The sequence below is a fragment of the Arthrobacter sp. B0427-1-12 genome, assembly GCF_059092905.1.
The window spans coordinates 1-26,542 of the sequence record NZ_JBNHIC010000042.1 but is presented as its reverse complement, the minus strand read 5'-3'; the positions used below and the strand labels follow the sequence as shown (position 1 = coordinate 26,542).

The 26,542-nt window shown below is 64.5% G+C and carries 28 protein-coding genes and 2 pseudogenes; 16 read left to right on the top strand and 14 right to left on the bottom strand.

The genetic code is table 11. The features are described 5' to 3' along the window. Window positions 1-73 precede the first annotated feature (73 nt). The 9 genes from mpaB (at window position 74) to mpaP (ending at window position 8,171) form a co-directional block, all read left to right on the top strand. A complete protein-coding gene (mpaB, locus tag AC5RWU_RS18910; RefSeq protein WP_494032487.1) occupies window positions 74-1,093 on the top strand; it encodes a daptide biosynthesis RiPP recognition protein in 1,020 nt (339 codons plus the stop codon). A gap of 3 nt (window positions 1,094-1,096) precedes the next feature. Beyond that, entirely contained in the window at window positions 1,097-1,915 is an 819-nt protein-coding gene (gene mpaM, locus AC5RWU_RS18905) for a daptide-type RiPP biosynthesis methyltransferase (RefSeq protein WP_494032486.1), read from the top strand. Further along, on the top strand, window positions 1,908-3,173 hold the full coding sequence (gene mpaD / locus AC5RWU_RS18900; protein ID WP_494032485.1) for a daptide-type RiPP biosynthesis aminotransferase: 1,266 nt from the start codon (window positions 1,908-1,910) through the stop codon (window positions 3,171-3,173). The genes mpaM and mpaD overlap by 8 nt, the downstream gene beginning before the upstream one ends. Then, window positions 3,170-4,396, top strand: a complete 1,227-nt coding sequence (gene mpaC / locus AC5RWU_RS18895; protein WP_494037140.1) for a daptide-type RiPP biosynthesis dehydogenase — start codon at window positions 3,170-3,172, stop codon at window positions 4,394-4,396. The genes mpaD and mpaC overlap by 4 nt, the downstream gene beginning before the upstream one ends. A gap of 23 nt (window positions 4,397-4,419) precedes the next feature. Beyond that, window positions 4,420-4,572 carry a daptide-type RiPP gene (locus AC5RWU_RS18890; protein WP_494032483.1) on the top strand — a complete coding sequence of 51 codons (153 nt, stop codon included), beginning with the start codon at window positions 4,420-4,422 and terminating at the stop codon, window positions 4,570-4,572. 41 nt (window positions 4,573-4,613) lie between these two features. After that, on the top strand, window positions 4,614-4,775 hold the full coding sequence (locus tag AC5RWU_RS18885; RefSeq protein ID WP_494032482.1) for a hypothetical protein: 162 nt from the start codon (window positions 4,614-4,616) through the stop codon (window positions 4,773-4,775). Between the two features lie 281 nt (window positions 4,776-5,056). Next, window positions 5,057-5,797: an ABC transporter ATP-binding protein gene (locus AC5RWU_RS18880; RefSeq protein WP_494032481.1), complete on the top strand. Its 741-nt coding sequence runs from the start codon at window positions 5,057-5,059 to the stop codon at window positions 5,795-5,797. After that, a complete protein-coding gene (locus AC5RWU_RS18875) occupies window positions 5,790-6,530 on the top strand; it encodes a hypothetical protein (protein WP_494032480.1) in 741 nt (246 codons plus the stop codon). Before AC5RWU_RS18880 ends, AC5RWU_RS18875 begins: the two co-directional genes overlap by 8 nt. After that, entirely contained in the window at window positions 6,531-8,171 is a 1,641-nt protein-coding gene (gene mpaP / locus AC5RWU_RS18870) for a daptide biosynthesis intramembrane metalloprotease (RefSeq protein WP_494032479.1), read from the top strand. Between the two features lie 361 nt (window positions 8,172-8,532). On the opposite strand, the gene AC5RWU_RS18865 is transcribed toward mpaP, so the two are convergent. The 5 genes from AC5RWU_RS18865 to AC5RWU_RS18845 are packed head-to-tail and all read right to left on the bottom strand — an operon-like array spanning window position 8,533 to window position 13,741. Further along, entirely contained in the window at window positions 8,533-9,729 is a 1,197-nt protein-coding gene (locus tag AC5RWU_RS18865; RefSeq protein ID WP_494032478.1) for a phospholipase D-like domain-containing protein, read from the bottom strand. A gap of 10 nt (window positions 9,730-9,739) precedes the next feature. Continuing rightward, on the bottom strand, window positions 9,740-10,492 hold the full coding sequence (locus tag AC5RWU_RS18860) for a glycerophosphodiester phosphodiesterase (protein ID WP_494032477.1): 753 nt from the start codon (window positions 10,490-10,492) through the stop codon (window positions 9,740-9,742). 1 nt (window position 10,493) lies between these two features. Next, on the bottom strand, window positions 10,494-11,864 hold the full coding sequence (locus AC5RWU_RS18855; protein WP_494032476.1) for an ABC transporter substrate-binding protein: 1,371 nt from the start codon (window positions 11,862-11,864) through the stop codon (window positions 10,494-10,496). Between the two features lie 48 nt (window positions 11,865-11,912). Continuing rightward, window positions 11,913-12,761, bottom strand: coding sequence for a carbohydrate ABC transporter permease (locus AC5RWU_RS18850; RefSeq protein ID WP_494032475.1), 849 nt, complete (start codon window positions 12,759-12,761; stop codon window positions 11,913-11,915). Further along, a complete protein-coding gene (locus AC5RWU_RS18845) occupies window positions 12,761-13,741 on the bottom strand; it encodes a carbohydrate ABC transporter permease (RefSeq protein WP_494032474.1) in 981 nt (326 codons plus the stop codon). Before AC5RWU_RS18845 ends, AC5RWU_RS18850 begins: the two co-directional genes overlap by 1 nt. A gap of 300 nt (window positions 13,742-14,041) precedes the next feature. On the opposite strand from AC5RWU_RS18845, the gene AC5RWU_RS18840 reads away from it, so the two are divergent. Then, a complete protein-coding gene (locus AC5RWU_RS18840; RefSeq protein WP_494032473.1) occupies window positions 14,042-14,845 on the top strand; it encodes a DeoR/GlpR family DNA-binding transcription regulator in 804 nt (267 codons plus the stop codon). Next, window positions 14,845-15,534 carry an HAD family hydrolase gene (locus tag AC5RWU_RS18835; RefSeq protein WP_494032472.1) on the top strand — a complete coding sequence of 230 codons (690 nt, stop codon included), beginning with the start codon at window positions 14,845-14,847 and terminating at the stop codon, window positions 15,532-15,534. The genes AC5RWU_RS18840 and AC5RWU_RS18835 overlap by 1 nt, the downstream gene beginning before the upstream one ends. 175 nt (window positions 15,535-15,709) lie before the next feature. Here the strand turns inward: AC5RWU_RS18835 and AC5RWU_RS18830 are convergent, their stop codons facing one another. Continuing rightward, complete coding sequence (locus AC5RWU_RS18830) at window positions 15,710-16,756, bottom strand: PDDEXK nuclease domain-containing protein (protein WP_494032471.1); 1,047 nt, start codon at window positions 16,754-16,756, stop codon at window positions 15,710-15,712. A 528-nt stretch (window positions 16,757-17,284) separates the two neighbouring features. Between AC5RWU_RS18830 and AC5RWU_RS18825 the strand changes: the two genes are divergently transcribed. Then, window positions 17,285-17,806: a sigma-70 family RNA polymerase sigma factor gene (locus AC5RWU_RS18825; RefSeq protein WP_494032470.1), complete on the top strand. Its 522-nt coding sequence runs from the start codon at window positions 17,285-17,287 to the stop codon at window positions 17,804-17,806. Window positions 17,807-18,316: 510 nt separating this feature from the next. Here the strand turns inward: AC5RWU_RS18825 and AC5RWU_RS18820 are convergent. Together AC5RWU_RS18820 and AC5RWU_RS18815 are read right to left on the bottom strand one after the other, a co-directional pair. After that, window positions 18,317-18,730, bottom strand: coding sequence for a DUF2267 domain-containing protein (locus AC5RWU_RS18820; protein WP_494032469.1), 414 nt, complete (start codon window positions 18,728-18,730; stop codon window positions 18,317-18,319). A 412-nt stretch (window positions 18,731-19,142) separates the two neighbouring features. Further along, entirely contained in the window at window positions 19,143-19,481 is a 339-nt protein-coding gene (locus tag AC5RWU_RS18815) for a hypothetical protein (protein WP_494002613.1), read from the bottom strand. Between AC5RWU_RS18815 and AC5RWU_RS18810 the strand changes: the two genes are divergently transcribed. Next, complete coding sequence (locus AC5RWU_RS18810) at window positions 19,480-19,704, top strand: VOC family protein (RefSeq protein WP_494002614.1); 225 nt, start codon at window positions 19,480-19,482, stop codon at window positions 19,702-19,704. The genes AC5RWU_RS18815 and AC5RWU_RS18810 overlap by 2 nt on opposite strands. 8 nt (window positions 19,705-19,712) lie before the next feature. On the opposite strand, the gene AC5RWU_RS18805 is transcribed toward AC5RWU_RS18810, so the two are convergent. Then, a complete protein-coding gene (locus AC5RWU_RS18805; RefSeq protein WP_494032468.1) occupies window positions 19,713-20,153 on the bottom strand; it encodes a YdeI/OmpD-associated family protein in 441 nt (146 codons plus the stop codon). Between the two features lies 1 nt (window position 20,154). Continuing rightward, a complete protein-coding gene (locus tag AC5RWU_RS18800) occupies window positions 20,155-21,012 on the bottom strand; it encodes a sigma-70 family RNA polymerase sigma factor (protein WP_494032467.1) in 858 nt (285 codons plus the stop codon). A 79-nt stretch (window positions 21,013-21,091) separates the two neighbouring features. On the opposite strand from AC5RWU_RS18800, the gene AC5RWU_RS18795 reads away from it, so the two are divergent. From AC5RWU_RS18795 to AC5RWU_RS18785, 3 genes and pseudogenes are all read left to right on the top strand, one after another. Further along, the gene (locus AC5RWU_RS18795; RefSeq protein ID WP_494032466.1) at window positions 21,092-21,442 is read left to right on the top strand and encodes a VOC family protein; all 351 of its coding nucleotides are present in this window, start codon (window positions 21,092-21,094) and stop codon (window positions 21,440-21,442) included. Window positions 21,443-21,727: 285 nt separating this feature from the next. After that, window positions 21,728-22,018, top strand: a pseudogene (locus AC5RWU_RS18790) (integrase core domain-containing protein); the annotation flags it as partial. A 125-nt stretch (window positions 22,019-22,143) separates the two neighbouring features. Next, window positions 22,144-22,788: a GNAT family N-acetyltransferase gene (locus tag AC5RWU_RS18785; RefSeq protein WP_494032465.1), complete on the top strand. Its 645-nt coding sequence runs from the start codon at window positions 22,144-22,146 to the stop codon at window positions 22,786-22,788. On the opposite strand, the gene AC5RWU_RS18780 is transcribed toward AC5RWU_RS18785, so the two are convergent. The 4 genes and pseudogenes from AC5RWU_RS18780 to AC5RWU_RS18765 all read right to left on the bottom strand — a co-directional run. Then, on the bottom strand, window positions 22,771-22,977 hold the full coding sequence (locus AC5RWU_RS18780; protein WP_494032464.1) for a hypothetical protein: 207 nt from the start codon (window positions 22,975-22,977) through the stop codon (window positions 22,771-22,773). The genes AC5RWU_RS18785 and AC5RWU_RS18780 overlap by 18 nt on opposite strands. A gap of 613 nt (window positions 22,978-23,590) precedes the next feature. Next, window positions 23,591-24,481: a galactose-binding domain-containing protein gene (locus tag AC5RWU_RS18775; protein WP_494032463.1), complete on the bottom strand. Its 891-nt coding sequence runs from the start codon at window positions 24,479-24,481 to the stop codon at window positions 23,591-23,593. Between the two features lie 40 nt (window positions 24,482-24,521). Continuing rightward, entirely contained in the window at window positions 24,522-26,063 is a 1,542-nt protein-coding gene (locus AC5RWU_RS18770) for an alkaline phosphatase D family protein (RefSeq protein ID WP_494037139.1), read from the bottom strand. A 234-nt stretch (window positions 26,064-26,297) separates the two neighbouring features. Then, window positions 26,298-26,542, bottom strand: a pseudogene (locus AC5RWU_RS18765) (TetR/AcrR family transcriptional regulator); the annotation flags it as partial.

Genomic DNA, 26,542 nt, shown 5'->3' with positions numbered 1-26,542 from the left:
GTCGGAAACGGTTCACCTTATGTTTTCCAAATACCCCCCCGGCGAGTAATTAAAGTCGTTAGATTTATCTCTCGTGAGCGAATCGAACCAAAGAATGGCCACCAGCCTGATGTTATGGGCGCAGAACCGGCCCGTCGATGACCATCAGACAAAAATTGCCGTGCTGGAGTCGGCTGACCTCCTCGAGCCGCTGAGAAACAGCGGTTTCATGCAGGGAGTATCGGTTGCTTTTTACCCTGAAGGCCAGATAGTGCCGGAAGAATTGGGGAGTGAAGTTTCCTTGTTCACCTTTCAGGGCGACTTCAAAGAGCCGGACAGCGATGTCCGGTTTGGCCCGGATTTTTATCTTCAGCAGCAAACCTACGCACTGGCCGAGTTTGTTCCGGTAGCCGGTCCAACCGTACTTTGGATTACCGGTGATGCCGACCGGACCGCCTTTTTTCGAGACGCAGACCATTCGTTTCAAACGGGCGGTTTCCGCGATCATCTCATCCATCCCCAGGCCGTGCTGGGGGATCCCGCAGCCACTGTTGGCCCGCAAGGCGACAAAGCACTGCACTCCATCTATGTTTCCGCTGACCGGCACGTCAGCACCTCCCCGTTCGGACTGCCGCTCGGGTATCTGGCCGACGGTCCGGAAGCGTGGGCAAGCAGGTTCAGCACTCATGAGGCACACGAAGCCTCGGCCAGGCCATGGCTGCCGCGTTATCTGCACGTAGTGGAGGCGCTTCGCTTCGCCTCCGCCAGGGGGATGGCGGCCATGCGGGTGGCAGGGTTTGGAGGGCATCTGGTCCCGGGCCTGAGCTCCATGCGGTCCGATGAGGGACAGCTTGCCCCCGACCGGCCGGTTCTTCTGTACAGCGCCATGGGCGCTCACCTCCATGATCCGCGGAGCTCCCGAACCTACCGGCTGGGCACGGACGCGGCACGCGTTGTGGACATCATGCTGGCCATTCCGAGGGTCACCGGCGAAGCGGCCGGCGACTTGCTGGGCTGCGGCGTGAGTGCGGCGGAACAGGCTATCAACCGCATTCGGGAGCAGTTTTCAGCCCAGGGTGTGCATTTCGACATTGAATCGACGGTGACGAGGTAATCCATGCTGACGGCATCAGTTTCCGGAACCGCCGCCTCCATTATCGAGCAGCTGGACGGCCCTGCGGAGTTCCATGACATTTATGATCCTCTGGGCGCGGGACTGTACGAGGCAGTCGCGCTCCAGGATGCACATGAATTGCGGGAAATTATCAGCATTGCACGCAAATCCTCGGGGCCTGTCCTGGAATTGGCCTGCGGTACCGGGCGCTTCACGTTTCCGCTCCTTGCGATGGGCAAGGAGGTGACGGCCGTGGACATTTCGGAATCAATGCTGGCTCACCTGACACGCCGGCTGGAGAGCGAATACCCGCATCTGGCTGAGCGGCTGACACTCATTCATGGTGATATTTCGACCATAAGATGCCCGGGCCTGTTCAATACGGCAATTCTTGGCTGCGTTTCAATTTCACTCCTGAATGAAGCCCAGCGGAACCGGTTCTTCAGGAATATCCGCTCTGCTCTGACCGCTTCGGGCCGGCTTTACCTCTCGACCACCGTGACGGACGGTGACCCGGAGCTCGCCCGTGCGGGTACCCCGATCGATTCAGAACAGGCAGTGTTCGACAGGGAGGGCCGGCCCTACACGTTGTACGAGCACATTGTCGGGGACCGGAGCGTCCGGGAAATCACGGTCATCCCGGACGAGCGCCCGGCCGGAACCGCCGTTCCTGTTTTCCGCACCACGGTGAGGATCCTGCCTCCGGCGCAGCTCATGGCTGAGATGGAAGAGGCCGGCCTCCGTACGTTCGCACAGCATCCGGTCAGTACCCCCGGAACGGCTCATGACATCGTCATCCTGGAAGCAGGCGAAAATGCCTAGCCGCCTGTGGCCTGCCTTGCTGCCGCTGTCCGAGCATAATCCCGGCGACCTGCAGATCGAATCCGCCCAGGGGCACCGCATCCGGTTCGCCGACGGTGCAGCAGTGCTCTGTGCCACAAGCGGCCTGTGGAATGTGAATCTGGGCTACGGCAATGCCGCCATTGCCGAGGCAGTCAACCAGGCCCTGCTCGAATCCTCCTACGCGACCCTGTTCCGCTATTGGAGCAGCCAGGCGGAAAACGCCTCCGCCCGCCTGATACAGGCAGCCGGGGAGGAAGACTACGCCCGGGTTATCTTCTCGACCTCCGGAAGCGCTGCCAACGACGTCGTGATGAAGCTGGCCCGCCAGACCCAGAGGCTGGACCGGTACCCGGCAAAACAGATCGTCGTATCGCTGCGGGGCAGCTACCACGGACTGACCTACGGCAGTTTCGCCCTCACCGGCGAGGACCTCGGGCAGCGTCTTTACGGCGTGGACCAACGCCTCATCCGGCACATTTCCTTCGACACTCCGGACGAGCTGAACCAGCTCATGGCACTGCAGGGCGACCGGATCGCTGCCGTTGTCATCGAACCGGTCCTGGGCACCGGTGCCTACACCGTATCCGACGAGTTCCTGACGGAGCTCATCCGGCTGCGTGAGAAACACGGATTCCTCATTGTTGCCGACGAAGTCGCCACGGGGTTTGGACGCACGGGAAGCATGTTTGCCTCCTCGCAATGGCGACAGGCCCCGGATGTCCTCATCACCTCGAAGGGCCTGACCAACGGAACCTGCGCAGCCGCCGCCATCCTGGTCTCGGCCCGCATAGCACGGCTTTTCATAGGTGCAGGCGAAACGTTTGCCCATGGGGAAACCCAGGCCGGCACTCCGCCGACGGCGGCCGCCATCATGGCGACTTTGGACGAGTTTGACAGGCTGGACGCACTGTCCAACGCCAAGGACGTGGCGGCCGGACTGGACGCCGGACTGGAACGGCTGACTGCGGCTGTCCCGCAGGTGCAAGCCCACCGCGGCCGCGGCTGCTTCCGCGCCGTCGATGTCGTTGACGCCAACGGAGACTGGCCCAGCGGTGAGGGGATCGCGCGGCTGATCAGGTCCATCAGGGATGCCGGAGCAATCGTGCATCCCGGGCCCCGGGGCTTTCAGCTGATTCCCGCCCTCACGTACACCCAGGCAGACCTCACCGAACTGTTCGACGCCCTGAACATCGGCGTCAGCTCCTTTGCCGCCTCGGGACAGGGGACAGAACAGTGACCGGCGTGGTCAGGACCGTCCCTTCGGGTCCGGTACTGCTCACAGCCCGGCAGGACCTGATGCACTGGCTGGGGAAACGACTGGAACAGGCGTCCAACGGACAGATCGCCGCGGTGGTTGATCCCGCTGTCTCGGCAACTGCGGCAGGTCAGGAGCTGCTCAATGAGCTCGGCAATTGGGGGCGGCTAACCGTCGTCGATCCCGCTGCCGACTCCGAAGAGCTGGACCGCCTTCTCCGGGAGATCGGTTCAATACCGTTTATTGTCGGCGTCGGGGGCGGGACGGCAATGGACAGCGCAAAGCTGGCCGCCGCGGTCCGCACGCCGCGGCACCGGGCTGCTGCCACCTCCCACAGCCGGTCAGGCCATGTAGTGCTCTCTGATGACCGCGCGGACGGAACCTGCCTGATATTGGTGCCGACGACGCTGGGAACAGGAGCCGAAATGGGCCTCAATGCATGTCTCATGCATCGGGGGCACCGAAGGCTCCTCTCCGGTTCACCGTTGCGGGCGGACGCTGCGCTGCTTGACCCCACCCTGACCGGGACTCTGCCCACCGGGCTGCTCCTTGCAGGAACATTCGAAGCGATCTTCCGGATCTCCACGCTTTTTGTCCACAGCAGTCATGGCAGGACCTCCTCCGACGTCCTCGCCCTGGCAACGATCCAGGCTCTGGCCCGGTCCGGGGAAGAGATCAGCAGTCTGCCGCCCCCCTGCAGCACGGAAGCCGAAAGCCTGCGGCGGGACATCGCCGAGCTAAGTGCGTTCTCCCAGACCGGATGGACCAGCCTGGGCCGGAATCAGTATGGAACCGCTCCCTGGATCATCGCAACGGAAGTTTCCACAGCGCTGGGCATCACCAAAATGGACGCGGTCTGTGCCATTCTGCCGGGCATCTGGCAACGGATTGAACAGGGGGACTTCCGGTTTGGGCATCCGGCACGCCTGACCCGCGTCCGGGAAGCCCTGTCCGCTGCCGGTGCCCTGGACTTCGCTAAGAGCGCTTCGGACGGCATCCAGGGCCTGCTCAAAAGGTGGCTTCTGGACCGGGAATTCGATCTCGATGAGGAATCAATCGAGGTCATTGCCCGCCGGACCGCGCGCGCCTGGGGCGCCGGACTGCCAATGCTGGGAGGCCTGACCTCAACCGATGTAGCTGACTTCCTGCTGGAGGTGTTCTCCGGCAGTGACACGCGCTTGGCCCGCACAACCGGTGCGGCCTGAGATAAACCGAAAGGGGGGAAAAAATGAACAACGAAATGCAGAACCTGCCGCTCGACCTGGATGTCACGGAGCTGGAGACCATGGAGGCTCCTGACTTCTGGGGCGGATTCGTGGTCGGCGTGGGCGCCGGCATCGCCGCGCTGGGGACGGCGGCCGCCATCGTAGCGCTGACGTAGACATTGAAAAGCATTCGCACCGAAAGAAGAGGAATATCGACATGCTGGAACTCCTTGAGAGCCCGTCCGCTCCGCTCGATTTGACCATCGACGAGCTGGAGCAGCTGGAGGCACCCGGTTTCTGGGACACCGCAGCCGGTTTCGCATCAGGTGTTATCGTCGGCGGCCTTCTGGTCGGCGGCGGCGTGCTCATCCTGACCTAGCCCAAACAAGAAAACCCCCGGAGCGGGGCGGCGCCTCGGCTTCGCCCCGCTCCGGGACGCTACACCACAGAAAGGCAGTGATCCGTGAGTACCGGGACGGCCAATAGCACCATCGCGTTCGTGATGTTGGGAGTTGGAATCGTTATGGCATTTGTAACGGTCCCCTTCTTCATGAACAGTAATTCCACACCGGCGAGGATCGGGGCAGGGGTCCTGTTCGTTATTGCGGCCATCCTGGTTGCGGCCGGTATCGTCAAGTTGAGAATCAGGCCCTGAACCATATGAACGCCGTACTGGAATTCCGGAATTTTTCGAAAATCTACCAGGGCCGAGCGGTGGTCGACGACCTCACCTTTTCGGTCGATGAAGGCAGGATCGTAGGACTTCTTGGCCGCAATGGGGCCGGCAAATCAACGTCCCTCCGCGGTCTCCTTGGGCTTATCAGCCCTTCCTCCGGGTCTGCCGAAGTGTTCGGCCGGCGCTTTGCGGATCTCGGTCCCGAGAGCCGGAACGTGGGAGTCAGCATCGAAGGAATCGCCTCCACACCCGACGCCACGGTCCGTCGTGACCTGGCTGTATGGACGGGCCTGCTCGGACTGCCAAAGCGCCGGATCAGCGAGGTCATTGAGCTGGTAGGGCTGGAGGATGCAGCTGGCCGGGTCGTGAAAAAACTTTCAACGGGCATGCGGCAGCGGCATGCCCTGGCCGTGGCGATGCTGGCGGACCCGAGGGTGCTGATCCTGGACGAACCCACCAACGGTCTGGACCCGGACGGCATCCGCTGGCTTCGGACCTTCCTCAGGAACCGTGCCGCAGATGGAACGACGGTCCTGCTGTCCAGCCATATGCTGGCCGAAGTCGAACAGACGGTCGATGACGTCGTCATTCTGCAGCAGAGCCTCCGGTTCGCCGGCACCCTCTCAGAGCTGACCGGCAACGGAGAACGGCGCCTGGAAGAGTGCTTCTTCGATCTGGTGCCGCCGGCGGGCAATACGACAACGGAGGTGCGTACGCATGCTTAACGGCCTGACATCGGAAATGACCAAACTGCGGACGGGAACAACATTTGCTGCGTTCCTGGTTGCAGGCGTCTTCTTCATCGTGCTTTCGGCGTGGGGAATCCTCTCGGGCCGCCAGGCGGAAATCGCGCCAGGCTCAGCACCGGAATGGGCCACGACGGAGGTTGTCCGCAATTGGTTCGCCATGTCGCTGGTCATCGGGATGTATGGGGCATATTTTGTTGCGCGTGACTTCCGTCAGGGCACAGCGCAGCGATCGATCCTCCTGGGCGGGGGACGGGCTGCCTTTTTTATCAACAAGCTCGCTGCGGGGGCCGTCATCGGTCTTATCGGTGCGGCAACGGCCGCCATTCTGTCGCTGCCGTCCGCATGGCTGTTGCTGAAGACGGTGGACGCCGAAGTGAACTTCTCCCGGGAAGCCTGGCTGGTGTTCGTGGGCTGCTTCATCGTGAACACGGTGTCCGGGCTGTGGGGTGTTTGTATCGGCCTGATAGTGCGTAATGTCATCGCCGGACTACTGATAGTCGTGGGCCTGTGTCTGCTCGTCGAGCCTGCTCTGCACGCCATCGCTCCTGACGTGGGCAGGTTCTTTATGACCAATGCCATGGGCTCGCTCTACCTTGATCCCCGCCCTGGACTGCTGGAGGCGCCGGGCGCGGGAATTGTGATTGCCGCCTGGATCACCGCACTGGGTGCAGCAGGCTACTTCATTACTGCGCGCAAGGATCTGGCCTAAATGTCTACCCGCACACCACCGCCCCTTCCGGACCTGGACCGGCCAGCAAGGCTGCGGGACAGTCTGCAGGTCGGCCCTTCGGGAGGCGGCTGGACTGCCGCCGACGAGGCGGGCAGGGTGTACCAAGTCTCCGCAGACATTGCCGCGCTCATGCGTGCACTGGACGGGGCATCACCCCCCGAGCAGCTGGCATCCAGGCTGCGGACCGAAACCGGACGGGGATGGACCACCGATGCTGTGGAGCAAGCACTGAATTCGCTGGCCCAAAAGGGCTTCCTGGACGACGGGAGCGCCGTTCCAAGCGCCGCCAGGTGGATACGGTATGTTCCGCCCCTGACGCTGCAGGTCACTCTGCTCGATCCGAGCAGGCTTCTGGGCCGAATGGACTCCGGACTGCGACGGCTGCTCTCCAGACCCACAGTCATCGCTTCGACCGTCATTGTCCTGGCCGGACTCGCTGCCCTCGCGCTGAACTTCGGCGACGTGGTCCAGGTACTCGGAAACCGGCTGCCGCTTGGCGTGTATCTGTGGGTAATCGTTGGCATGTTTGCCGCGACCATGCTCCACGAATTCGGGCACGGAATGGCATTGACAGCCTTCGGCGGGCGGACCAGACGGATGGGCTTCATGCTCTTTTACCTGACTCCCGCGTTCTTCTGCGATGTCTCAGACGGGTGGCGTCTTGATTCAAAAATGCACCGTGTCTGGATTGCCCTCTCGGGCGTCCTCACCCAGAGCTTCCTGGCCGGCCTTGCCGCACTTGCGGCACCTCTGACGGCGGACCCCGCAGTGAAAAGTGCACTGCTCCTTTTTGCAGTATTCGGGTACATTGCCGCACTCGTGAACCTGATCCCCTTTGTCAAGTTCGATGGCTATATCGCACTGATGTCCTACGTCAACGTGAGCCACCTGCGCGATAAGGCCATGCGGGACGCCCGTCGACTGCTGGCCCGCCTGATGTTCGGATCTTCCCGCGATTATGAACTTCCTGATATCCGCTGGGCCAGGGCCTTCGGTCTCGCCTGCCTGCTGTTCCCCGTCTATCTGGTGGGAACAGCCCTATCACTGTGGCTGGATGTTATCTCCGGATTCGGCATCGTGGGGGCGTGGGTCTGCCTCATCATTGTCGCGCTGGTTCTGCTGGGACTCGTGGGAGGCTACGGTGTCATCGTCAAGGAAGCAACGGGTTCGTCCCGCCTTCGCATCTCAGCCGTTTCTGCGGCCTTACTGGCCGTTGTACTGGCCGCGGGCTTTTTCCTTCGCGTTCCATCAACGGCAAACGCCGGATTTATCCAGGACCAGCAGGGGCCGGCTTTGGTCTTCGCCGAATCCTCAGCCGTCCCGGACCTGGACGCCGGGCAGGAAATCAAGGTTTTCCGCTCTGGACTGGTTCTTCAAACCGAAGCGGGGACGTTTGCCGTGGCAGACCCTGCCCCACACCTGCGAATGATTCCGGCCAGCGTCCTGGCACCGGTTGACCTCGGGGAAGACGTACAGCTCTCAGCCCTGACATTTCCCCTTGAACAGACTGCCGCCGATGACGCAGCGGTGCCGCGGTTCGGAACCGCGCAAATCCAAATGGGAACCACAACATTCTTCGAATGGCTGTACCAGCGGTTCATCGTACCGGCGCTGCCGTGAAGCCGGCCCTGGACGGGAAACGCAGGTTCCCATAAATGGGTGATGTCGGCACCGGGTGGGTGCCGGCATCACCCGCTACGGGATGACTACTCCGCTGCCACCGGCACCGGGCGGGTCTTCGCGCGCAGCTCTCCGCCGCAGCCGTAACCCCGCGCTGATACTCTCCACAGTCGACCGCAGACGGTTGACACTCGAAGTTCATGGGCGGTCTGACGTCATATGCGCTGTTATCGGCGTTTAGCCGGGATTCCCCCGTCCGCGGTCGTCTTTCCGTCGACTGGCGCGGGCAGTTCAGGCGGCGCGGAGAGCGCGACGGCGGCACCCGGTTGGGTGCCGCCGTCGACGTTCCAGTGGTGGGAGGCTACTGCGCTGCCGCCCACATGGTCTCGAAGTTGTCCTTGTACTGTTCGTAGATTCCGGCGTCCGACGTCTCGACGATGGCCTCGTCGTTGCGGTGCAGTGAGGTCGAGTTGTAATTGTGGCTGCCGGTCATCACCAGCTGGCCGGAGGAACCGGTGCCGGTGGCGCCTTCGGCGATCAGGTACTTCGAGTGGATCCGGCCCGGCAGCTGCCCGGAGTTGAGTTCGCGCAGCTCGATGCCGGGCTGGGCGGCCAGGCGCTGGGTCACGGCGTCGTCCATGGGGCCGTGCACGATTCGGACGGTGCAGCCGGCTGCGGCCATTTCCACCAGGCGGCCGGCGATGCCGATCCGGGATTCGTCCCATTCGGACATGCCGATACGGATTTCCGTGTCTCCGTTGTTCTTACAGCCCAGCTGCTCCACCCGGTCCCGAATGGGATCGACGGTGGCGCTGGGGAAGAAGTGGGCGCTCACCTGTCCGCCGTTCATGCCGGTGGAGACGGTGCGGTAGTAGTCCGGGTCCTGGACTTCGGCGGCGAGGTCCTCGAAGTAGGTGTTGTAGGCCTCGTACAGCTTGTGGTTGCCCGTAAAGGTCAGGGCATTGTTCCAGTACGTTCGGGAGTTCACGTTCGTGAAGTTGGCCGAGGACTGGACCACCACGTTTTCTTCGCCGCCGGTTTCGGAGAAGAGGTAGAACTTGTTGTGCTGTCCCTTGGTGCCGATGCAGGAGGAGGTGTTGCCCTCCGGCGATTCGTGGCTGCACACATGGACCCATGAGCGGGCGGATTTGTCCTGGCCCAGTTCCTCGATGAGTTTCACCGAGGCCGGGTTGTCCACCTGCCAGCCGTCGATCACCACCTGCACGTCCACGTTGCGCTGGTGCGCGGCGAGCAGCACGTTGGTGAAGTCCATGCCGGCGTCGCCCGAAATAACGAAGTGGGCCAGGCGTATCTGCGAGCCGGCCGGGGCCTGGTGGACCAGGCTGCAGATCTGTTCGACGACGGCGGTCGCCTGGCCTGCAGCGGGATTGTTGAAGACCGCTTCGGTCATCACGGGCGTGCGGGGTGCGTCCTGGCAGGGAAGCGCGGCAGCCAGGGCGGTGGCCGCCGGGGACTGGGCGGTGGCAGGGGCGGCGGGTGTTGCGAGCAGCGCCGCGGCGGCCAGCGCTGAGGCGATCCGCAGGATGGGTTTTGTCATGATGGCTCCTTTAGGCGGGTTGGTTGATCTTTGCTGCGGCTTCGGTGAGCCACTGGCGGGCGAGGCCCGGGTCGTCGGCCGTGCCGCCGTCGACCCCCAGGTCCAGTGCCCGCTGCACGTCGGCAGCCGAACGCAGCGGCCACGTGTGTACCTGGTAGCCGGCAAGGTGCAGCCGTTTGACCTCTTCGGCGGTGAGGCCCTCGAAGCCGCAGTAGAACGTGCCGGAGCCGGTGGCTTCCAGGATTCCGTCCAGTCCGCCTGGATGCTTGTCGGCATCGGCGTAGCGGCTGACAATCAGTCCGCGGGGTATTTCCGGTGCATGCCGGCGCAGCCGGAACAGGGCCTCGGGCTGGAAACTGGTGAACTGGATCCGCGGGGCATCAGCCGGCCGGGCGGCGAGCAGTTCGGCCAGGGCCGGGACGGCGTCCGGGTCCTTGATCTCGACCTGAAGTGTCACGGTGGTGGCGTCCAGGACCTCGGCAAAGGTCAGAACCGGATGTCCGGAGTCCAGGGTCACGGTGCGCAGCCGCTGCAGTTCCAGCTCGGTCACGGGCACCTCGGTCAGCGGTCCGGGGGCCGCTGCCACGCGGGCCAGGGTGGGGTCGTGCAGGACGACGGGGACGCCGTCGCGGGTAATCCGGATGTCCAGTTCGAGTTCGTCGGCGCCGCTGCGCTCGGCGAGCAGGTAGGACTCGATGCTGTTTTCCGGGGCATCGGCCATGGCACCGCGGTGGCCCACGAGGCTGAAGCGGGGACGGTTCATCTCAGGCGACCTTCTCTTCGTACTGGGCCCGGATGGCGTCCGCGCCGCGGCGCAGGTTATCCGCGGTGGTCTTCATGACCGTCTGGCTTGATTCGTTCTTGACGTACAGCTTCTGGATCAGGTCCTTCATCTCGGTGATGCCGCTGTTGACGTATTTGCGCACGTGGTCGGGGCCTTGGGCGATGGCCAGCTGGTCCACGGCGACCTTGTAGTTGGGGTCCGCGGCCATCAGGTCCTTGATTCTGGTGGAGTTCAGGGCTGCGGTGGTGCAGGGAAGGTATCCGGTTTCGGCGGTCCAGGTGGCGGAGGCCTGTTCGGCGGCCAGGAACTTGAGCAGCTCGACGGCCGCGGCCTTGCGTTCCGGGTCGGCGTTGCGCAGGATGGACAGTCCGCCGCCGCCGGTGGGGACGCCTGTGGTGATGCCCTTGGGGAGGAATCCGGTGCCGAACTCGAACTTCGCTTCCTTGCTCAGCCCGGTGAGGCCGCCGGTGGACTGGGTGACGGTGGCTGCCTGGCCGTTGGTGAAGTCGTTGACGAAGCTCTGGGCCAGGTAGGCGATTTTGTCGTCGTGGACGGTGGAGCGGTCGAATTCGGCGGCGGCAATGGATTCGGGGATGTCCAGCTTCACATCCAGGCCCTCGGAGATGGCTCCGCCGAAGGCCCAGAGCAGGCCGCTGAAGTACCAGTCGTCGCCGCCGGTGAGGGCGCGCATCTTTACGGTGTTGCCGTTGTAGTTCATACCGGTGATTTCCTTGCCCCAGCCCCGGAACTCTTCCCAGGTTTCCGGTGCGCGGTCCGGCAGCCCTGCTGCGGCGAAGATTTCCTTGTTGTAGTAGAACAGCGGGGTGGAGCGGGCGAAGGGGATCCAGTAGGACTCGCCCCGGACCACACCTTCCTGGTAGAACCGCTCGTGGTAGGTCTCCGGTCCGAAACCGTCGCCATGGTAGGAGTTGAGTGGTTCCAGCGTGCCGTTGAGGAAGAACCGGTTCCAGTGAACGTCGGAGAAGACCGCCAGTTCCGGGATCTGGCGGGCCTGCAGGCCCGCGGTGATCTTCTCCGCGACGCCCTCGTAGCCGTCGAACTGTTGGACCTCGGCATAGATGCTGTCCTGGGATTCGTTGAACTGCTGGATCAGGGAGGCGAAGACCTTGCCGTTATTGCCGCCCCAGGAACTCCAGACAACGACGGCGGTCCGGCCGGCGTACTGGGAGGGAATCTTGACGTCGGGCTGGGAATAGACCGGGACATTGTTGCCTGAGGCGGGCGAGCCGCAGGCGGTGAGCAGCGGCAAGGCAAGGGCGGCGGTGCCTAGTCCGGCGAGGAAGCCCCGCCTGCTGACAGGGCGTCGGGCGGACTGGGAGGGGAAATTCACGGTCTTCTCCTGATAGGTGCGTCGGATGATGGGTCGGTACGAGGGGGGTCAGCGCTTGACGACGGATCCGGCCAGGCCGGCGACGATGTAGCGCTGGGCGAACAGGAACAGCAGGAGCATGGGCAGGATCACCAGGACGGTTCCGGCCATGATGGCCCCCCAGTCATCGAGGCCTTCGGTCTGCTTGAGGTACATCAGGCCGATGGGCATGGTGCGCATCTCCAGAGTGTTGGTGATCAGCATCGGCCAGATGAAGTCGTTCCAGTCGTCGATCACGGCGATCAGGGCCACGGTGGCAACGGCGGGGACGGACATGGGCAGCACAAAGTGGAAGAGCCGGCGCAGGTGGCCGGCGCCGTCGAGTTCGGCGGCTTCCATGACTTCCTTGGGCAGTGCCAGGAAGTGCTGGCGCAGCAGGAAGGTGCCGAAGGCGGAGCCCAGGCCGGGCAGTATGATGCCGGCGTAGGAGTTGATCAGGCCCAGGTTGCCCACGGTCACGTAGTTGATCAGCAGGGTCACATGCCCGGGAACCATCAGGGCTCCGAGGGTGCCCAGGAACAGCCACTTCTTGCCTGGAAACGGCAGGAACGCAAAAGCATAGGCGGTGCAGACGGCCAGGACCACCTTGATGGTGGACCCGATTGCCACAATGATCACTGAGTTCAGGAAGAAGCGGTCGAAGGGGGCGGCAGCCAGGGCGGTGCGGAAATTCTCCAGAGTGAAGGTATCCGGCCACAGGTTCAGTGGCCACTGGTAAATGTCCGCATTGGGTTTGAGCGCGGAGCTGACCAGCCAGTAGGCGGGGACCAGGAACAGCAGGGCTGCCAGCACCAGCAGCGGCAGGGCACGGTAGGGGATGCGCCGGGCGCCTGTGTTCCTACGGGTGGGGGCGGACATCAGTAGTGGACCTTTCGTTCGGCGTAGCGCATCTGCAGCGCGGTTACCCCCAGCAGGATCACGAACATGAGGACCGAAGCGGCCGCCGCGTATCCGGCGTCGAAGGATTGGAAGCCCTGCTCGTAGATGAACCAGCTCAGCGTGGTGGTGGAGCCTGCCGGACCGCCGCCGGTCATCATCGCGATCAGATCGAAGGACTGGAAGGCGCTGATGATCTGGGTGATGGTCAAAAAGAACGTCGTGGGGGATAGCAGCGGCATGATGACATACCGGAAAACCTGCCAGCGGTTTGCCCCGTCCAGGCGCGCCGCGTCCTGGACATCCTGGGGAATGCCGTGCAGGGCCGCCAAGTACACGATGGCCACGAAGCCGACGCCCTTCCACACCGCGACGATGATCAGCGCCGGCAGCGCCCAGGCGGTTTCGGTGGTCCAGCTCGGCGAACCGAGGCCGAAGGCGGCGAAAAACGCGCGCGACAGTCCGTAGTTCGGATCGAAGATGAACAGCCAGACCGCTGCAACGGCCGCTCCGGAAATCACATGCGGGCTGAAGGCCATGGCCGTCACCGCCCCGGTGCCGGGCAGCCGGACGGTGAACAGGAGCGCCAGCGCCAGTCCCAGCACCAGGCTGAGGCCGACGACGGCGACCACCCAGGTCAGCGTGCGGCTCATGACCGCCAAAAAATCCGGATCAGTGAACAGCCGGGCGTAATTGTCCAGCCCGACGAATAACGGCTGCGGGGCCACCATGTCCCAGCTGGTCAGGCTCAGTCCCAGGTTTCCAATCACCGGCCAATAGGCGAAAACGGCGATCAGGACCAGGTTGGGGAAGGCAAGCAGCGCAAACAGTCCGTAAGCGCGCCGGTTCCGTTTCCTGCGGGTTGCCGAAGCCGGCGCCGAGGTACCCGGCGGAGCCGGCGGCGGGGCTGCGCGGCCAGATGCAGCGGACGTCCGAACCGGAGGCGCTGAAGCCAAAGTCATAACCGAAATGCTCCCCGAATTTGTTTCAAGTTGAGTGTGATCTTCACAGTCGCGGGTTCATGATTCCACCGCTCTCCAGCGGGGGTCAAAATCAGCGGAAGATGCTGCCGGAGCTTCTGCCTAGGTTCATTAATCCGCGAAAAATCAATGAAGTCGTGGGCTGGTCGGGCCCCCCGGAAAGCTTCCGACGGCTGAAATTTCCCAACAGGGAAGCAAAATTTGGCTCACGGTTCAGCAAGTGTTCATCACACTAAAGGTGATATAAATGATGGACGTTTCCGAACCGAGAAAGGTTGCCACGTGGGCATTCAGCGGTCAGTAACAAGCGCCCGGCAGGAGCGGCTGGACGGGATCCTCCAGAACCTGATGGAGGACAAGTCGGCATCGCCCCAGAGCCTTGCCGCGCTCTTCGATGTGTCCGTGATGACCATCCACCGAGACCTCGATGAACTGCAGCGCCGCGGCATGGTCCGCAAGTTCCACGGCGGCGTCGTCGTCGAACGCACCAGCAGTTATGAAATCGCCGCCTCACTGCGCGCCCGGATCGCAGTCCCGCAAAAACAGGCGCTGGCCGCTGCTGCCGCTCAGTCGGTACAGACCGGACAGGTCATCATGCTCGATGACTCAACCACGGTCGCCCGGATGATCCCGCACGTGGAGACAATCGAAGGCCTGCGGATCGTCACCAACTATCTTCCCGTCCTGGCCGAACTGGCCAACAGCGGGATCGCCGTCCAGGCCCTCGGCGGAGACTACGACCACGGCCACGAATCCTTCCTGGGGATCGGGGCCATCCAGGCCGTGCGCGCCCTACGCGTGGACACCCTGTACTTCTCCACCACCAGCGCCGATGCCGTCGGGATCTACCACCAGGAGGAAAAGATCGTGGCGCTCAAGACGGAAATGCTGCGCTCCGCCCGGCGGCGTGTCCTGCTGATGGACAGTTCGAAACTGGCGGACAACTCAGTGCATCTGGTGTGCGGGTGGAAGGACATCGACGAACTGATCACCGACGAGGGGGCTCCGGGCGGGTTCGTGGACGAGGTCAGGTCGCAGGGCGTCCGGGTCCGCCTGGTAGCGGTTCCGGAAGGGCAGGCGGCCTGATGCTCCAGGCCGTTTTCTGGGACATGGACGGCACCCTGGTGGACACTGAGCCCTACTGGTTCAATGCCGAACGGCAACTGCTGGCCAGGTTCGGCGTTGGGTGGACCGACGACCAGGCGAAATCCCTGGTCGGCAATCCCCTGCCCGTGTCCGCCCGGATCCTGCAGGCGGCGGGAGCTGAGCTGTCCGTTCCCGCGATCATAGAAGAACTGACCCGCTCGGTCATCGAGCAGGTGCGCACCCGCATCCCCTGGCGTCCAGGGGTCAGAGACATGCTGTTCCAGCTGCGCCGGGCGGAAATACCCTGCGCCGTGGTAACCATGAGCGATAGCGCCCTGGCCGTAGAAGTCACCAGGCACCTGCCCGCGGACACCTTTGAATTTCTGGTTACCGGGGAAATGGTCGCCCGGGGCAAGCCGCACCCCGAGCCGTATTTGATGGCCGCTGAACAGATGGGCCACCGGATTCCCCACCTGTCCCTGGATCGGATCGTCGCGGTCGAGGACTCGATCCCCGGGGTAGCCTCCGCCCATGCCTCCGGCGCTGTTACGCTCGGGGTTCCCAACATGGTGACACTGCCCCCAACCCCCGGCGTCCATTTCTGGCCCACCCTCGTCGGAAGGGACGTGCCCGATTTCGAAGCGCTGGTTGAACAACGGGTAACTGCCGCCGACCGAATCCGCACCTGACGCTGCATCATGACAACGGTGCCCAAGGTGAGATGACCCATATCCCGAATCCTCCAAAGCCACGCTGTCATATGCGCTGTTATCGGTGGGTGGGGGGACTGTGTAAATAACGGCGTATTCGGCTCAACACCCCGGGCGGGTGCCTGGCGGAGCGGTGCCGGAGATGACCGCAGACCTAGGGCGTTTCAGGGTCTGCCACGGTACCTTGCTCCAGCGCCGCCGTGATTGCGGCGGGGGAGGGCAGCGCTTCGCGTTCCTTCGCCGGCAGCGTGTCATAGGTGTATGAGGTGACAGCGATGGGCTGGGAAGACCCGTCGAGTGCGTAGCGGACCGTTGGGTCGTGCTTGGACCCGCAGACAAGGATTCCCACGGTAGGAGCCATCCCGGGGAACTTCACCAGATTGTTGACAGCGGCGACGTAGAAGTTGAGCTGTCCAAGATGCTCCGGCTTGAACTTCCCTGACTTTAGCTCCACGACGACGAACCGATTGGTCGGGACGTGGACAAGGAGGAGGTCGATGTAGAAGTCTTCGCCCTCCACATCGAGGTGGTATTGGCGTCCGTAGAAGGCGAATCCGCGGCCGAACTCGGCAAGGGTCTGGGACATGCGCTGTGTCATGGCCCCTTCTATGGCCAGTTCCTCAGCCTCTGTCGTTAGACCGAGGAAATCGAGGACCAACGGGTCCTTGGCGACATTCTGGGCAAGCTCGGCGCCATCGGAAGGCAGGCGGGCATCGAGGTTGTTCGGGGCAGCTCCGACCCGTCGATGGAGTCCGGTCGCGATTTGATGCTCAAGGACCGAAAGTTTCCAGTTCTGCTCGACTGCCCTTGCGGCGTACCAGTCCCGGACTCCGGGGTTCTTCAGCTTGAGCAGCTCGATGATGTGTCCCCATGGCAACGTACCGATGCTGCTGCGCACCGGCGCCTGTGACCAGTCCCAGGCAGCAGCGAAGGCGCGCATGTAGAACAGGTTGGAGCGGGAGAAGCCTCGCATGTGGGGAAAGGCAGCCTTCAGATCTGCCGCAAGCCGTTGCAGGACTTTGGATCCCCACGGCTCCTGAGTCTGGCGTTGCAGAATCGTTGCTCCAATGGCCCAGTACATTTCGACCATCGCCGTGCTCGCTGCCTGCTGCGCGCGCAGCTGGGACGATGCGACCAGTTCCTTCAGGGAGGCGAGAATTCCGGCATAACTGCTGGGCAGGTCGGGCTCGATCTTTGACACCCATCCACCCTAACCGCTGGATCCGACCGGACCGCTGGCCCTCCCGGGCCGGTAGCAATTGTCCAAAGCACTTTGGACAATTCGGGTGCGACCTGCATCCCGGCCCATGCCTGGCGAAATCGTCCAAAGCTCTTTGGACCATTCATGAGGCCGACGGCACGAACAACATATGCGCCGTTATCGGCGGGAAAGTTAATTGGCGCTGTATAACGTCAGGATGCGTCTGCGGTCGCTGTCGGGCTTGCCAGGGAGGCCGTCAATGCCGCCGGCGGGCTGCCGGCGGCGGCGGGGCTGGAACTCGAAAAGGCCGCCTTCCGCGGGCCTTCACCACGGAGGATATGCGTGAGGCACCCGCGCCTTCCTCGCGAAGGAGAAGCCCGACTTTCCCGGGCGGTAATGGAGGCGGCACAAGCTGCCCAAAGACCAGCCATGCTTTCCCAAGCTGCCTCCGGTAGCCGGGGTCCATGGCACCCATCACAGGGAATCCTTCGCGGACGGGCTGTGTTTTCAGTTCAGGAAGGATGGACCATGGCGGACCGTCAGGCGGACCTGCTCAAAGCCCTGCATGATGAGCATGCGGCGGCGCTCTGGCGTTACGTGGTCGGTCTGACCGGAGATGAACAATTTGCCCAGGATGTTGTCCAGGAAACGCTGCTGCGGGCCTGGAAACGGCCGGAGGTGCTGGACCAATCGGCGAGCGATTCCCGTGCCTGGCTGTACACCGTGGCACGGAACCTTGTCATTGACGACCGCCGGAGTTCACGCTGGCGCCGCGAGTACCGGACGGATGAGATTCCCGATGGCGCCGCCGGCGGAGACGACGGCGACCGGACCGACGCGGTACTGGACTCCTGGCTGGTCACGGAGGCATTGAGTGACCTGACGGAGGACCACCGCACGGTGATCGTCCTGGCCTATTACGGCGGAGAATCCATCGCGGACATGGCTGCCCAGCTTCAGCTGCCTCCCGGCACCGTCAAATCAAGACTGCACTACGGATTGCGGGCCCTGCGGCTCGCGCTTCAGGAAAGGGGTGTCACCAGCCCGTGAGTGTTTCTGCCAGCCATCCGGCGGACCCCTACCGTGAGCGGGACGCCGCCTGCGCCATAAACTCTCCTCCGCTTCTCCCCCGACAGCCCGGGACCGGGCGCGCTCCTGACCGTGGTACTGGTCCTGCTCATCCTGGGGGCAGCCTCGGAGCCGATACTGGTTGCGGCTGCCGGATTCGCGCTGACGTATATCCTGCGCTGTTTCCTGCTCAAGGGCCCCGATGACCCTTCCTCATAACCCGGCCACATAACCCGGCCACGGATACAGGCGCACAGCCATTGCAGACGATTCAGCCCGTGGGTGTGGCTGGTGCGGGCAGGGTTCTGACTGCGTCTGTTTCAGCTGATGGTGTCCGGAGCGCAACGACATAGACGCTGTTATCGGCGCTTTCCTTTGGGGAGCGGTCCGTTCATTTCGCCGGCGGCCGAGAGCCGCCGGCGGGGCGGCTCTCCCCGTCCGGTACTTGTCTGTCCGGTACGGTGTGCCGGATGGACCGGATCCGGTTTCTGTCTATCCGGTTATCTTTCCGCTGCTGCCGCTGTCGATGAGTTCGACGAGGTCAGGGGGCAGGGAACCGCGGAGTTTGTCCATCTCGTTGGCGCCTACGGCCTCGCCCACAACTTCCAGAACAGCGCGGGCGTGGAAGGTTGCCGCCGGCTCATCTGCACCGGACTGTTCGCTGATGCGGGCAATGAATTCGGACCGGCCGAACCGTTCCCCGGTTGAGATATCGACTGGCTCGCCGTTTGCCTCCAGGTGGTGGCCGATTTCGGCTGGCAGCTGGGCGGCGAGTTTGTTGGCCAGTCCCTGAGGAATCCGCTGCCGGAGTGTCTCCAGGGTGATCCGCGTGGCGCGTTCGGCGTCGCCGCGGCTGCTTAGCTTGGCCCGGGCCTGAACCTGGCCGATGAACTCGTCATGCTGCATTTTTTTCCTCCTCGTCCCAGGACGGGCAGAAACGCGTCCGAATCCACCCGCGTATTTTGTGGATGTTTCGAAGTGCCGGCAGGATAAGCCGGTGCCATGGTGGGAGTTCCCGCAGGAGTGCCTGCACTTGAATCGTAGCCACGCCCGGCGGGGGGCATCAACCGCCCCGGAGTGCAGCAGCACAGGGATGCCGCGGAATTGTTGGAGGTTTCCTTCCTTGCCGGGAGCACCTGCCGGGAGCTTGGCTGCCGGTATGCGGGCGGCGCGGCGGCCGGATCTGTGAGCGGGAATAATCCTGGTGCGCGTACCGCTTCTTCCGGAAGGCCCCGTACACGGCCTGCCAGCCGGTTTCTGGCGGCTGTCATCGGCTGCCGGCACGGCGGAGTCCTCCTCTGTGGGGCGGGGCCGGCCCTCATGCGACGCTGTCGACGGTGAAGGAAAACTCCGGCAGGCGTCCGGTCCCGGTCCGGTAGTCCGGGATGTCGATCATCGGCGGACGCTCGGAGAGCTCGATGGTGTTCGTCTCGGCGATGAACCGGTCCCCGTCACGCAGGAACTGCGTCAGCTGGGTGCAGGGATGGTCCGCCACGGTGATCCGCCCGTGCTGGTGCAGCCGGGACTGGACGGTCAGCTGTACCTGCATGGCCATCCGTGCCAGGGCCGAATCGGAGGAATTGCGGTGGTGCCGCTCACCGAGGTCCACCTGCGCCAGTCCGTCCAGTCCGACGGCGTTCAGCACGTCGATCAGCATGCCCACCTCCACGCCGTACCGCACCATCCTCGAGCTGATGTCTAAGGGCGTCTACGCCCGCATCAGCCTGTCGACCCCAGACCTCGACCGAGGATTCGCCCGGCTCGTGGCCAGTGGCGTCGCGGAGGTCATCCAGGAGCCGATCAGGCGCCCGTTCGGCGGGCGCGACTGTGCGTTCTTGGACCCGGCCGGAAATCTGGTCCGCCTCATCGAGGCACGCTGAGACCTGCCCTACCCGTGATGCCGCAAGCCTTCGATGGCCTTTTCGATCCGTCGGATGCGCGTCTCTGGCTTCTTCGCGCTCTCGATCATGCGGACGTGCTGCCGCTTCTGGCTGACGGTCAGGCGGTCGTACACCGCGCGGGCAGCCGGATCGGCGGCCAGCGCGGCGACGAAGTCCTCGGGCTCGACGACCGTCACGGGCTCGGCGTCGAGCTCCACCTGCACCTCGACCTCTTCGCCGACCTCGACCCCGGAGGCGGACCGGTTGGCGTTGCTGAGTCCGATCAGGTGACGGCCCCGCATGATCGCGATCCTCGTGCTCCAGGTGTGACCGTTGATCGTGACCCTCACACGGGGCTGTTTGCCTCCGGTGAGCGACTCGATGACTTCGGCTGGCACCTGCAAGCCCCTCATCGGCTCCGGCGGCTCCACCTCGGTGCGGAACCTCATCTCAGAAGTCCGTTCCGGACGGGACAACGCTCATGGTGGCCAGCACCTCGGGGTCTGCGATCAGCTCGATCTCGTGCACCAGGCCGCCCTCGACCTGGAACGCGAAGGCGACCTTCATCTCGCCGCCGACGATCCAGGCCAAGCCGTGATCGCCGTCGATGGACGCCGACCTTGCCCCCTGGGCGCCACCCTGAAAACGGGCGGCGACCGCGGCAGCGCCGTCGTACAGCGGCTCCGCGCCCATGCGTCGACCGGCCAGGTCGGACTGCATGACCGCATCCGGCGCCAGCAGGTCCAGCAGAGTCGCCAGCTCGCCCCCACGAGCGGCGGCGAGGAACGCCTCGACCACCTGGCGGCTCTCGGCGCGCGCCGCGTGATCCTCCTCCGTCTGTGGGGCGCCGCGCACCTTGCGCCGTGCGCGGCTGGCCAGCTTGCGTACCGCGGTCTCCGAGCGACCCAGGACGCCGCTGATCTGCGCGAACGGGTAGCCGAAGACCTCATGGAGGACGAACGCTGCCCGCTCGGCCGGAGCAAGGGTGTCGAGAACGATCTGCATCGCTCCGCCCACCTGCTCGACGAGCAGCGCATCTGCCTCCGGATCGACCGGCTTCGGATCGGCAGTCGACTCCGCCTCAGCGACGGAACTGGTCTGCCTCTTGCGCAGCTGGTCCAGGCACAATCGGGTGACAACCGTGGTCAGCCAGGCAGGTGGGTCCTCCACCGTCTCGGCACGGGCCATCCGCAACCAAGCCTCCTGGACCACGTCATCAGCCTCCGCATTGGTACCCAGAATCCGGGCCGCGATCGCGGTCAGCCGCGGACGCTCGGCCTCGAACTCGGTCGCACTCATAGTGGTCATGATTCCTTGACGAACGCCACAGTCGCAATGTGCCTGTCCCCCGTTGTCACAAATGCGGTCCGGCGCACGTCAATGGGGCATGAACACTCTCGAAAACATCGTGTACACCGTTAGCGACCTCGACGCCGCCAAGGCCATCCACATCGCCCTCCTCGGCACCGAACCGCACACCGATCAGCCCTACTACGTGGGGTTCAACGTCGAGGGCATCGAGATCGGGCTCACCCCAGCCCAGCCCGACGGAACGACGTCCACCGTGGCACATATCCATGTCCCCGATCTCAAGGCTGCACTCGACAAGGTCCAGCAGGCCGGCGCGACCGTCGTCGGCGACCCCCGAGACGTCGGCGGTGGAACCCGGGTGGCTGCGGTCCGCGACCCCGGCGGTACCACTCTCGGCCTCATCGAGCACACCGAAGCCGATCAGTAGCCCACCAACAACTGCGCCCTACGGGCGTGCCGGACCCGGCAACTGCACCCGCAACTGGTGCATCGACCTCTACAACCCAACGACCGAGGCTCAGCTCGCCTGAATGACGAGCTGAGCCTCGGCGAACATCCAACACCCGTGCCTTGGACCCCAGGCGCCAGGCAACCGTGGGCCTGCCCGGCGAGACGATCTGCCCCCTGGAGGCCTGCACCCGCTTCTGCGCCTCGATGACACCCATAGAACACCTCCATGAAGTCGGTGTTACAACGACCGGTTGAATACGGCCAGTTTCGATCCCGGCGCTATCGCCGTGCGTTGCACCGATTCGGGTTGCGCGGATCGATGGGCTGCGTCGGCGCGTGCGCGGACAACGCGGCGATGGAACCGTTCTTCAGCCTGCTGCAGAAGAACGTCCTCAACCAGCACTCCTGGGGCACCCGCGAGCAGCTCCGGCTCGCGATCGTGCACTGGATCGAAGCCCGCTACCACCGCAGACGCCGACAACGCCGGCTCGGGAAATTGACCCCCATCGAGTTCGAGACCATCATGAAAGACGCCGTCGACTTGGCGGCATAAGGAACCGAGTCAACCAAAGGCTCGGCATTCCCTTTGTCAATAGGTTCGGCAGTGGATGTTGCGGTGTGCGTGCCGGTGGATATGGTCGAACCCGTACGGGTGCGTGACAAGCGGGGTGGGCGGGGATGGTCGAGACGATGGTCGTGGTCAAGCGGGGAGATAAGCTCGGCGAGGGATACCGGCGCCGTATCACCGAGGTCTACGTGCGCAGCTTCGCGGAGGACTTCGTTGCGTTCTCGCGCGACACCGGCAAGTTGGCTGACGCGTTCGAGCACATGCTGCTGCTCGAACGGTTCTACATCGCGCTCGTGGACGGGCAGCCCGCCGGACTCGCCTCGCTCACCGAGGGCGGCCAGACGCTGTTCGCGCCGCGATGGCGGGAAATCCGGCGTCACCTCGGGCTGGCGCGCGGGCTGCTTGGCTACGTGGTGATCCGCAGCTGGTTCATGGGCGCCTCCGACGGCGCCCGGCCCGGGCTCGCCGAAATCGGGTTCGTCGCCACCGAACCGGCTTACCAGGGGCGCGGCATCGCGACCGCGCTGCTGCGTCACCTGCTGACGTTACCCGGGTATCGCGAGTACGTGCTCGAGGACATCAAGGACACCAACGCACCCGCCCTCGGCCTCTACGCCAAGCTCGGCTTCACGGTGTACAGGCGTCGGAAGGTGCGCTTCGCCCGACGCGCCGGATTCACCGAGCTCGTGTCGATGAAACTCGTGCAGGACCCCACGTCGCAGCCTGCCGCCGGGCGATCACCCGAAGCCGTCTGACCGATCCGCTCCGTAGACCACGCTGCCGGCACGGACTGCGGGTTGCTCGTGCACTGGATCGAAGCCCGCTACCACCGCAGACGTCGGAGCCACATTCCAGGACGGCCGCAGGTCCGTCCCCGCGGCCTCGTCGGCCCGGAAGGCGGAGACCAGGTCCCGGTGGCTTTCGACATCACGTAGCGTCCGCACATGCGACCGATTCTCCGGTACAGGACCACGCCCGATCAAACAACCGGTGTCCTGCCGCCTCGTGGACTTACCGCCCGGCAATGTCGCGGGGGACAAGGCAGTGCCGGAAACCAGGCAACGGCACGGCCTGAAAAGCCGCCGCTGCCCGTTGACTGCATTCCGGGTGGCTTTATCGGAACGATATTTGCGCAGCGTAATGTCCGGTTCGGGCGGCTCAGCGCCGGTGAATGCGCGGTGCTGTCATATGCGCCGTTATCGCCTGGCTGCGGACCATGCACTTCTGCCCGCCGGGACCAGACGGGTCAGTGAGTGCCTGCCCGGCGTCGGCCAGGTTCTCGGCGACCTGAGGGGCTGAGACGGGAGACGGGCTGGGTCATGGCACATCCGGGGCGGCCGGGACACAGAAAGGCCCTTCGACTCTCACTCTTGGGGGACAGGGAGAGGCGAAGGGCGCCTCAAGAAGTATGACACGCACCGCTCACCGCCCCTGGAGGTGAATTGATACATCGTATAAAACGATGCGGTTGCGTCCTGGCCGGCTGTTTCGCCGGCCGGTCCGATCAGCTCCGACATCATGTAGCGTCCGCACATGCGGCCGGCGCTGCGGCTGGGATTATTGGGTGAAGATCTGAAGTTCGACGATGCGGGAGTAGGCGGCGTCGTTGGAGGCCAGGGCGATAACGCGTACTGCCTCGGCCTGTACCGGGGTGAAGGTGGAGGTGATGTGGCCGACGGTGTTGCCGCGGACCTCGTCGACGGTGTGCCACTGGCCGCCGCTGAGGACCTGGACGTCCCAGTCGCGCAGTGCGTTCCTGGCCGCGGGGTAGCGGGCGGAGTCCAGGCTGTACAGTTCCACCCGGGAAATTTCGGCGGGTTCGGCGAGCCGGACGTCGTAGGTGTCGGGGAAGACGCTGCGGGTGGCGTCATTCCACCCGGTGCTGGTGGACCAGTTCTCCGAGTCCGCGTCGCCGTCGACGGCGCCGCACACGTTGAAGTTGCCGTGGGTGGAGGAGGCGGTTGCCTGCTCGCCGAGTGCAAGGTTGTCACCTGCCCCCTTGGGCGGCAGCGGCAGGACCTGGACCGGAACGGTCAGGTTGGCGCGGCCGGCCTCGGCCTGGATCTCGTAGGTGCCGGGGGCGGCATCGCGCGGAGCCCGGACCGCGACGGTGGTCTCGGCCGGCATGTCGGGGTCGGCGGCCGGAAGCCAGCTGGAGAAGACGCTGCGGGACAGGGACAGGGGCTGTTCCGCGGAAAGGACGGCGTCGGCATAAGCGTCCTCGGTCCCGGTGTTCGTCATCGTCAGGGTTAGTTCGCTGGGCAGGCATGGAAGGGCGACGACGTCGACCTGCTCGGGCGTTGCCGCCAGTTCGACCTGTGCCGGGCGGCCGCGGTCGGGCTTGCCGGCCGCATCCGCGGAGACGGGCAGGGCTGCGGTGAGTGCGATGGCGGTGAGTGCGGCGGCGGCGGCCAGGGGCAGGGCGACGGTGCGGGCACGGTGGGCCACGGGTGATCCTTTAGGGTTCGGGCGGCGGGGACGGGTCGGGTTACTGGGTGTGGACACCGGGGCGGCCTTCCTCGACGGTCAGGGTGGCCCGGGTGGACATGGTGCCGCCCTGGACGCTGACCCGGTCCGCGACGCGGTAGTCGCTGCTCCACTGCTGCGGGGTGAGCCGGCAGGAGACGTAGCCGCGCTGGAAGTTGTGGTACTTCACATGTGGGCTTTCCAGCAGCACCAGTCCGTCGCGGTCGTGGTCCATCCCGTCGCCGCCGGAGGTGATGGAGGTGCCGACGAACTCGGAGGCGACGGTGGGGGAGTCGGGGTTGTTGAAGTCGAGTTTGAGGTCGGAGGCGACACTGCGGTGCAGGTCACCGGCGATGCTGACCAGGTTGCGTACGCCGCGCTCCTGCGCCCCGCGCAGGACCCGGTCGCGTGAGGCGGCGTAGCCGTCCCAGGTGTCCATGGGTACGACGACGTCGGGTCCGGTGCGCACGTCGAGCTGGGTCATGGCGACCTGCTGGGCCAGGACCTCCCAGGTCGCGGAGCGCTCGGTCATCCCGTCCAGCAGCCACTGTTCCTGCTCGGCTCCGGTGAGGGTGCGGGCGGGATCGAGCGAGCCCGGGTTGGGTGCGTCCTGGCCGTCGCCGGCGGCCTGGTCGGAGCGGTACTGGCGGGTGTCCAGGACGTTGAAGCGGGCCAGGTTGCCGTACTGGAACCGGCGGTAGAGCTGCATGTCCGGTCCGGTGGGGGACTGATCCAGACGCAACGGCATGTTCTCCCAGAACGCCCGGAACGCGTTGGCGCGGCGGATGAGGAACTCGCCTTCCGGTGCCCGGTTCTCCGAGATGGGGCCGGCCCAGTTGTTTTCGACCTCATGGTCATCCATCGTCACGATCCACGGGGCGGCCGCGTGCGCGGCCTGCAGGTCCGGGTCCGACTTGTACAGGGCGTAGCGGCCGCGGTACTCATCCAAGGTCATCGTCTCGCGGGTGAAGTCCTCCGGAACCGCCTGCTTGCGGATGCCCGAGTCGGCCCCCACACCGTACTCATAGATGTAATCACCCAGGTGGAAGACCACGTCGTGGTCCCGGGCCGCCATGTCCTTGTAGGCGGTGTACCAGCCCTCGTACCAGACCTGGCAGGACGCGAAGGCCAGCGACAGCGCACCGACCGAAGCGTGGGCGGCCGGTGCGGTCCTGGTCCGTCCTGTCGGGCTCAGGTGCGATCCGGCCTTGAACCGGTACCAGTAGTGCCGCCACGGACTCAGCCCCCGCACATCCACGTGGACACTGTGGGAAAGCTCGGGCCGGGCCAGGGCGGTGCCGCGCTGGACCACGGTGCGGAACGCCTCGTCCTCGGCCACCTCCCACTGAACCGGATACTCCCGGGGATTCATTCCGCCGAACGGGGCGAGCGGATCAAGGGCCAGACGGGTCCAGATCACCACCGCCTCGGGCAGCGGATCTCCGGAGGCAATCCCGAGCGTGAACGGGTAACCGGGCAGACGGTCGCCGGAGGCTGTGGCCGAAGCCCGCTCCACATCAAGAAAACTACCGGTCAGCGCCAGGGCCGCTGCCGCACCCGTCACCGTCAGGAACCGTCGCCGGGTAGCTGCGACTGCTGCTGCGCTTTGCCAAGTGCCGTGGGATCCCGTATTCATCACACAGAGGAATCAACAGGCGGCAGGCAACAAACCGGTGACCGGCAAATGACGGCTTCCCCACGTCAGGATGACGTTTAACCATTACCCCCCGAAGAGCCCCGACATATGCGCTGTTATCGGTGTTCTCCTGTGATCATCGGGTCCGGGGGGCGGATCCGGTCAGGGTTCCTTGTTGGCGGGGGGGTGCAGCTGGGCTTCCAGGCCGGCCAGGAGGATGGTGATTCCCTGGTCGAGTTCGGCGGCGCCGTCGTATTCGGCGAGGATGTGGGCCAGTTTCCGCAGGTGGGGGAATTCGCGCGCCGGCAGTCGGTGCAGGCCCAGGCGGAGCAGGTGTTCCTTTTCCTCGGGGTCGACGATGAATTCCTGCAGTTCGTTGAGAATGTGACCGTAGAGGTATCCGTAGT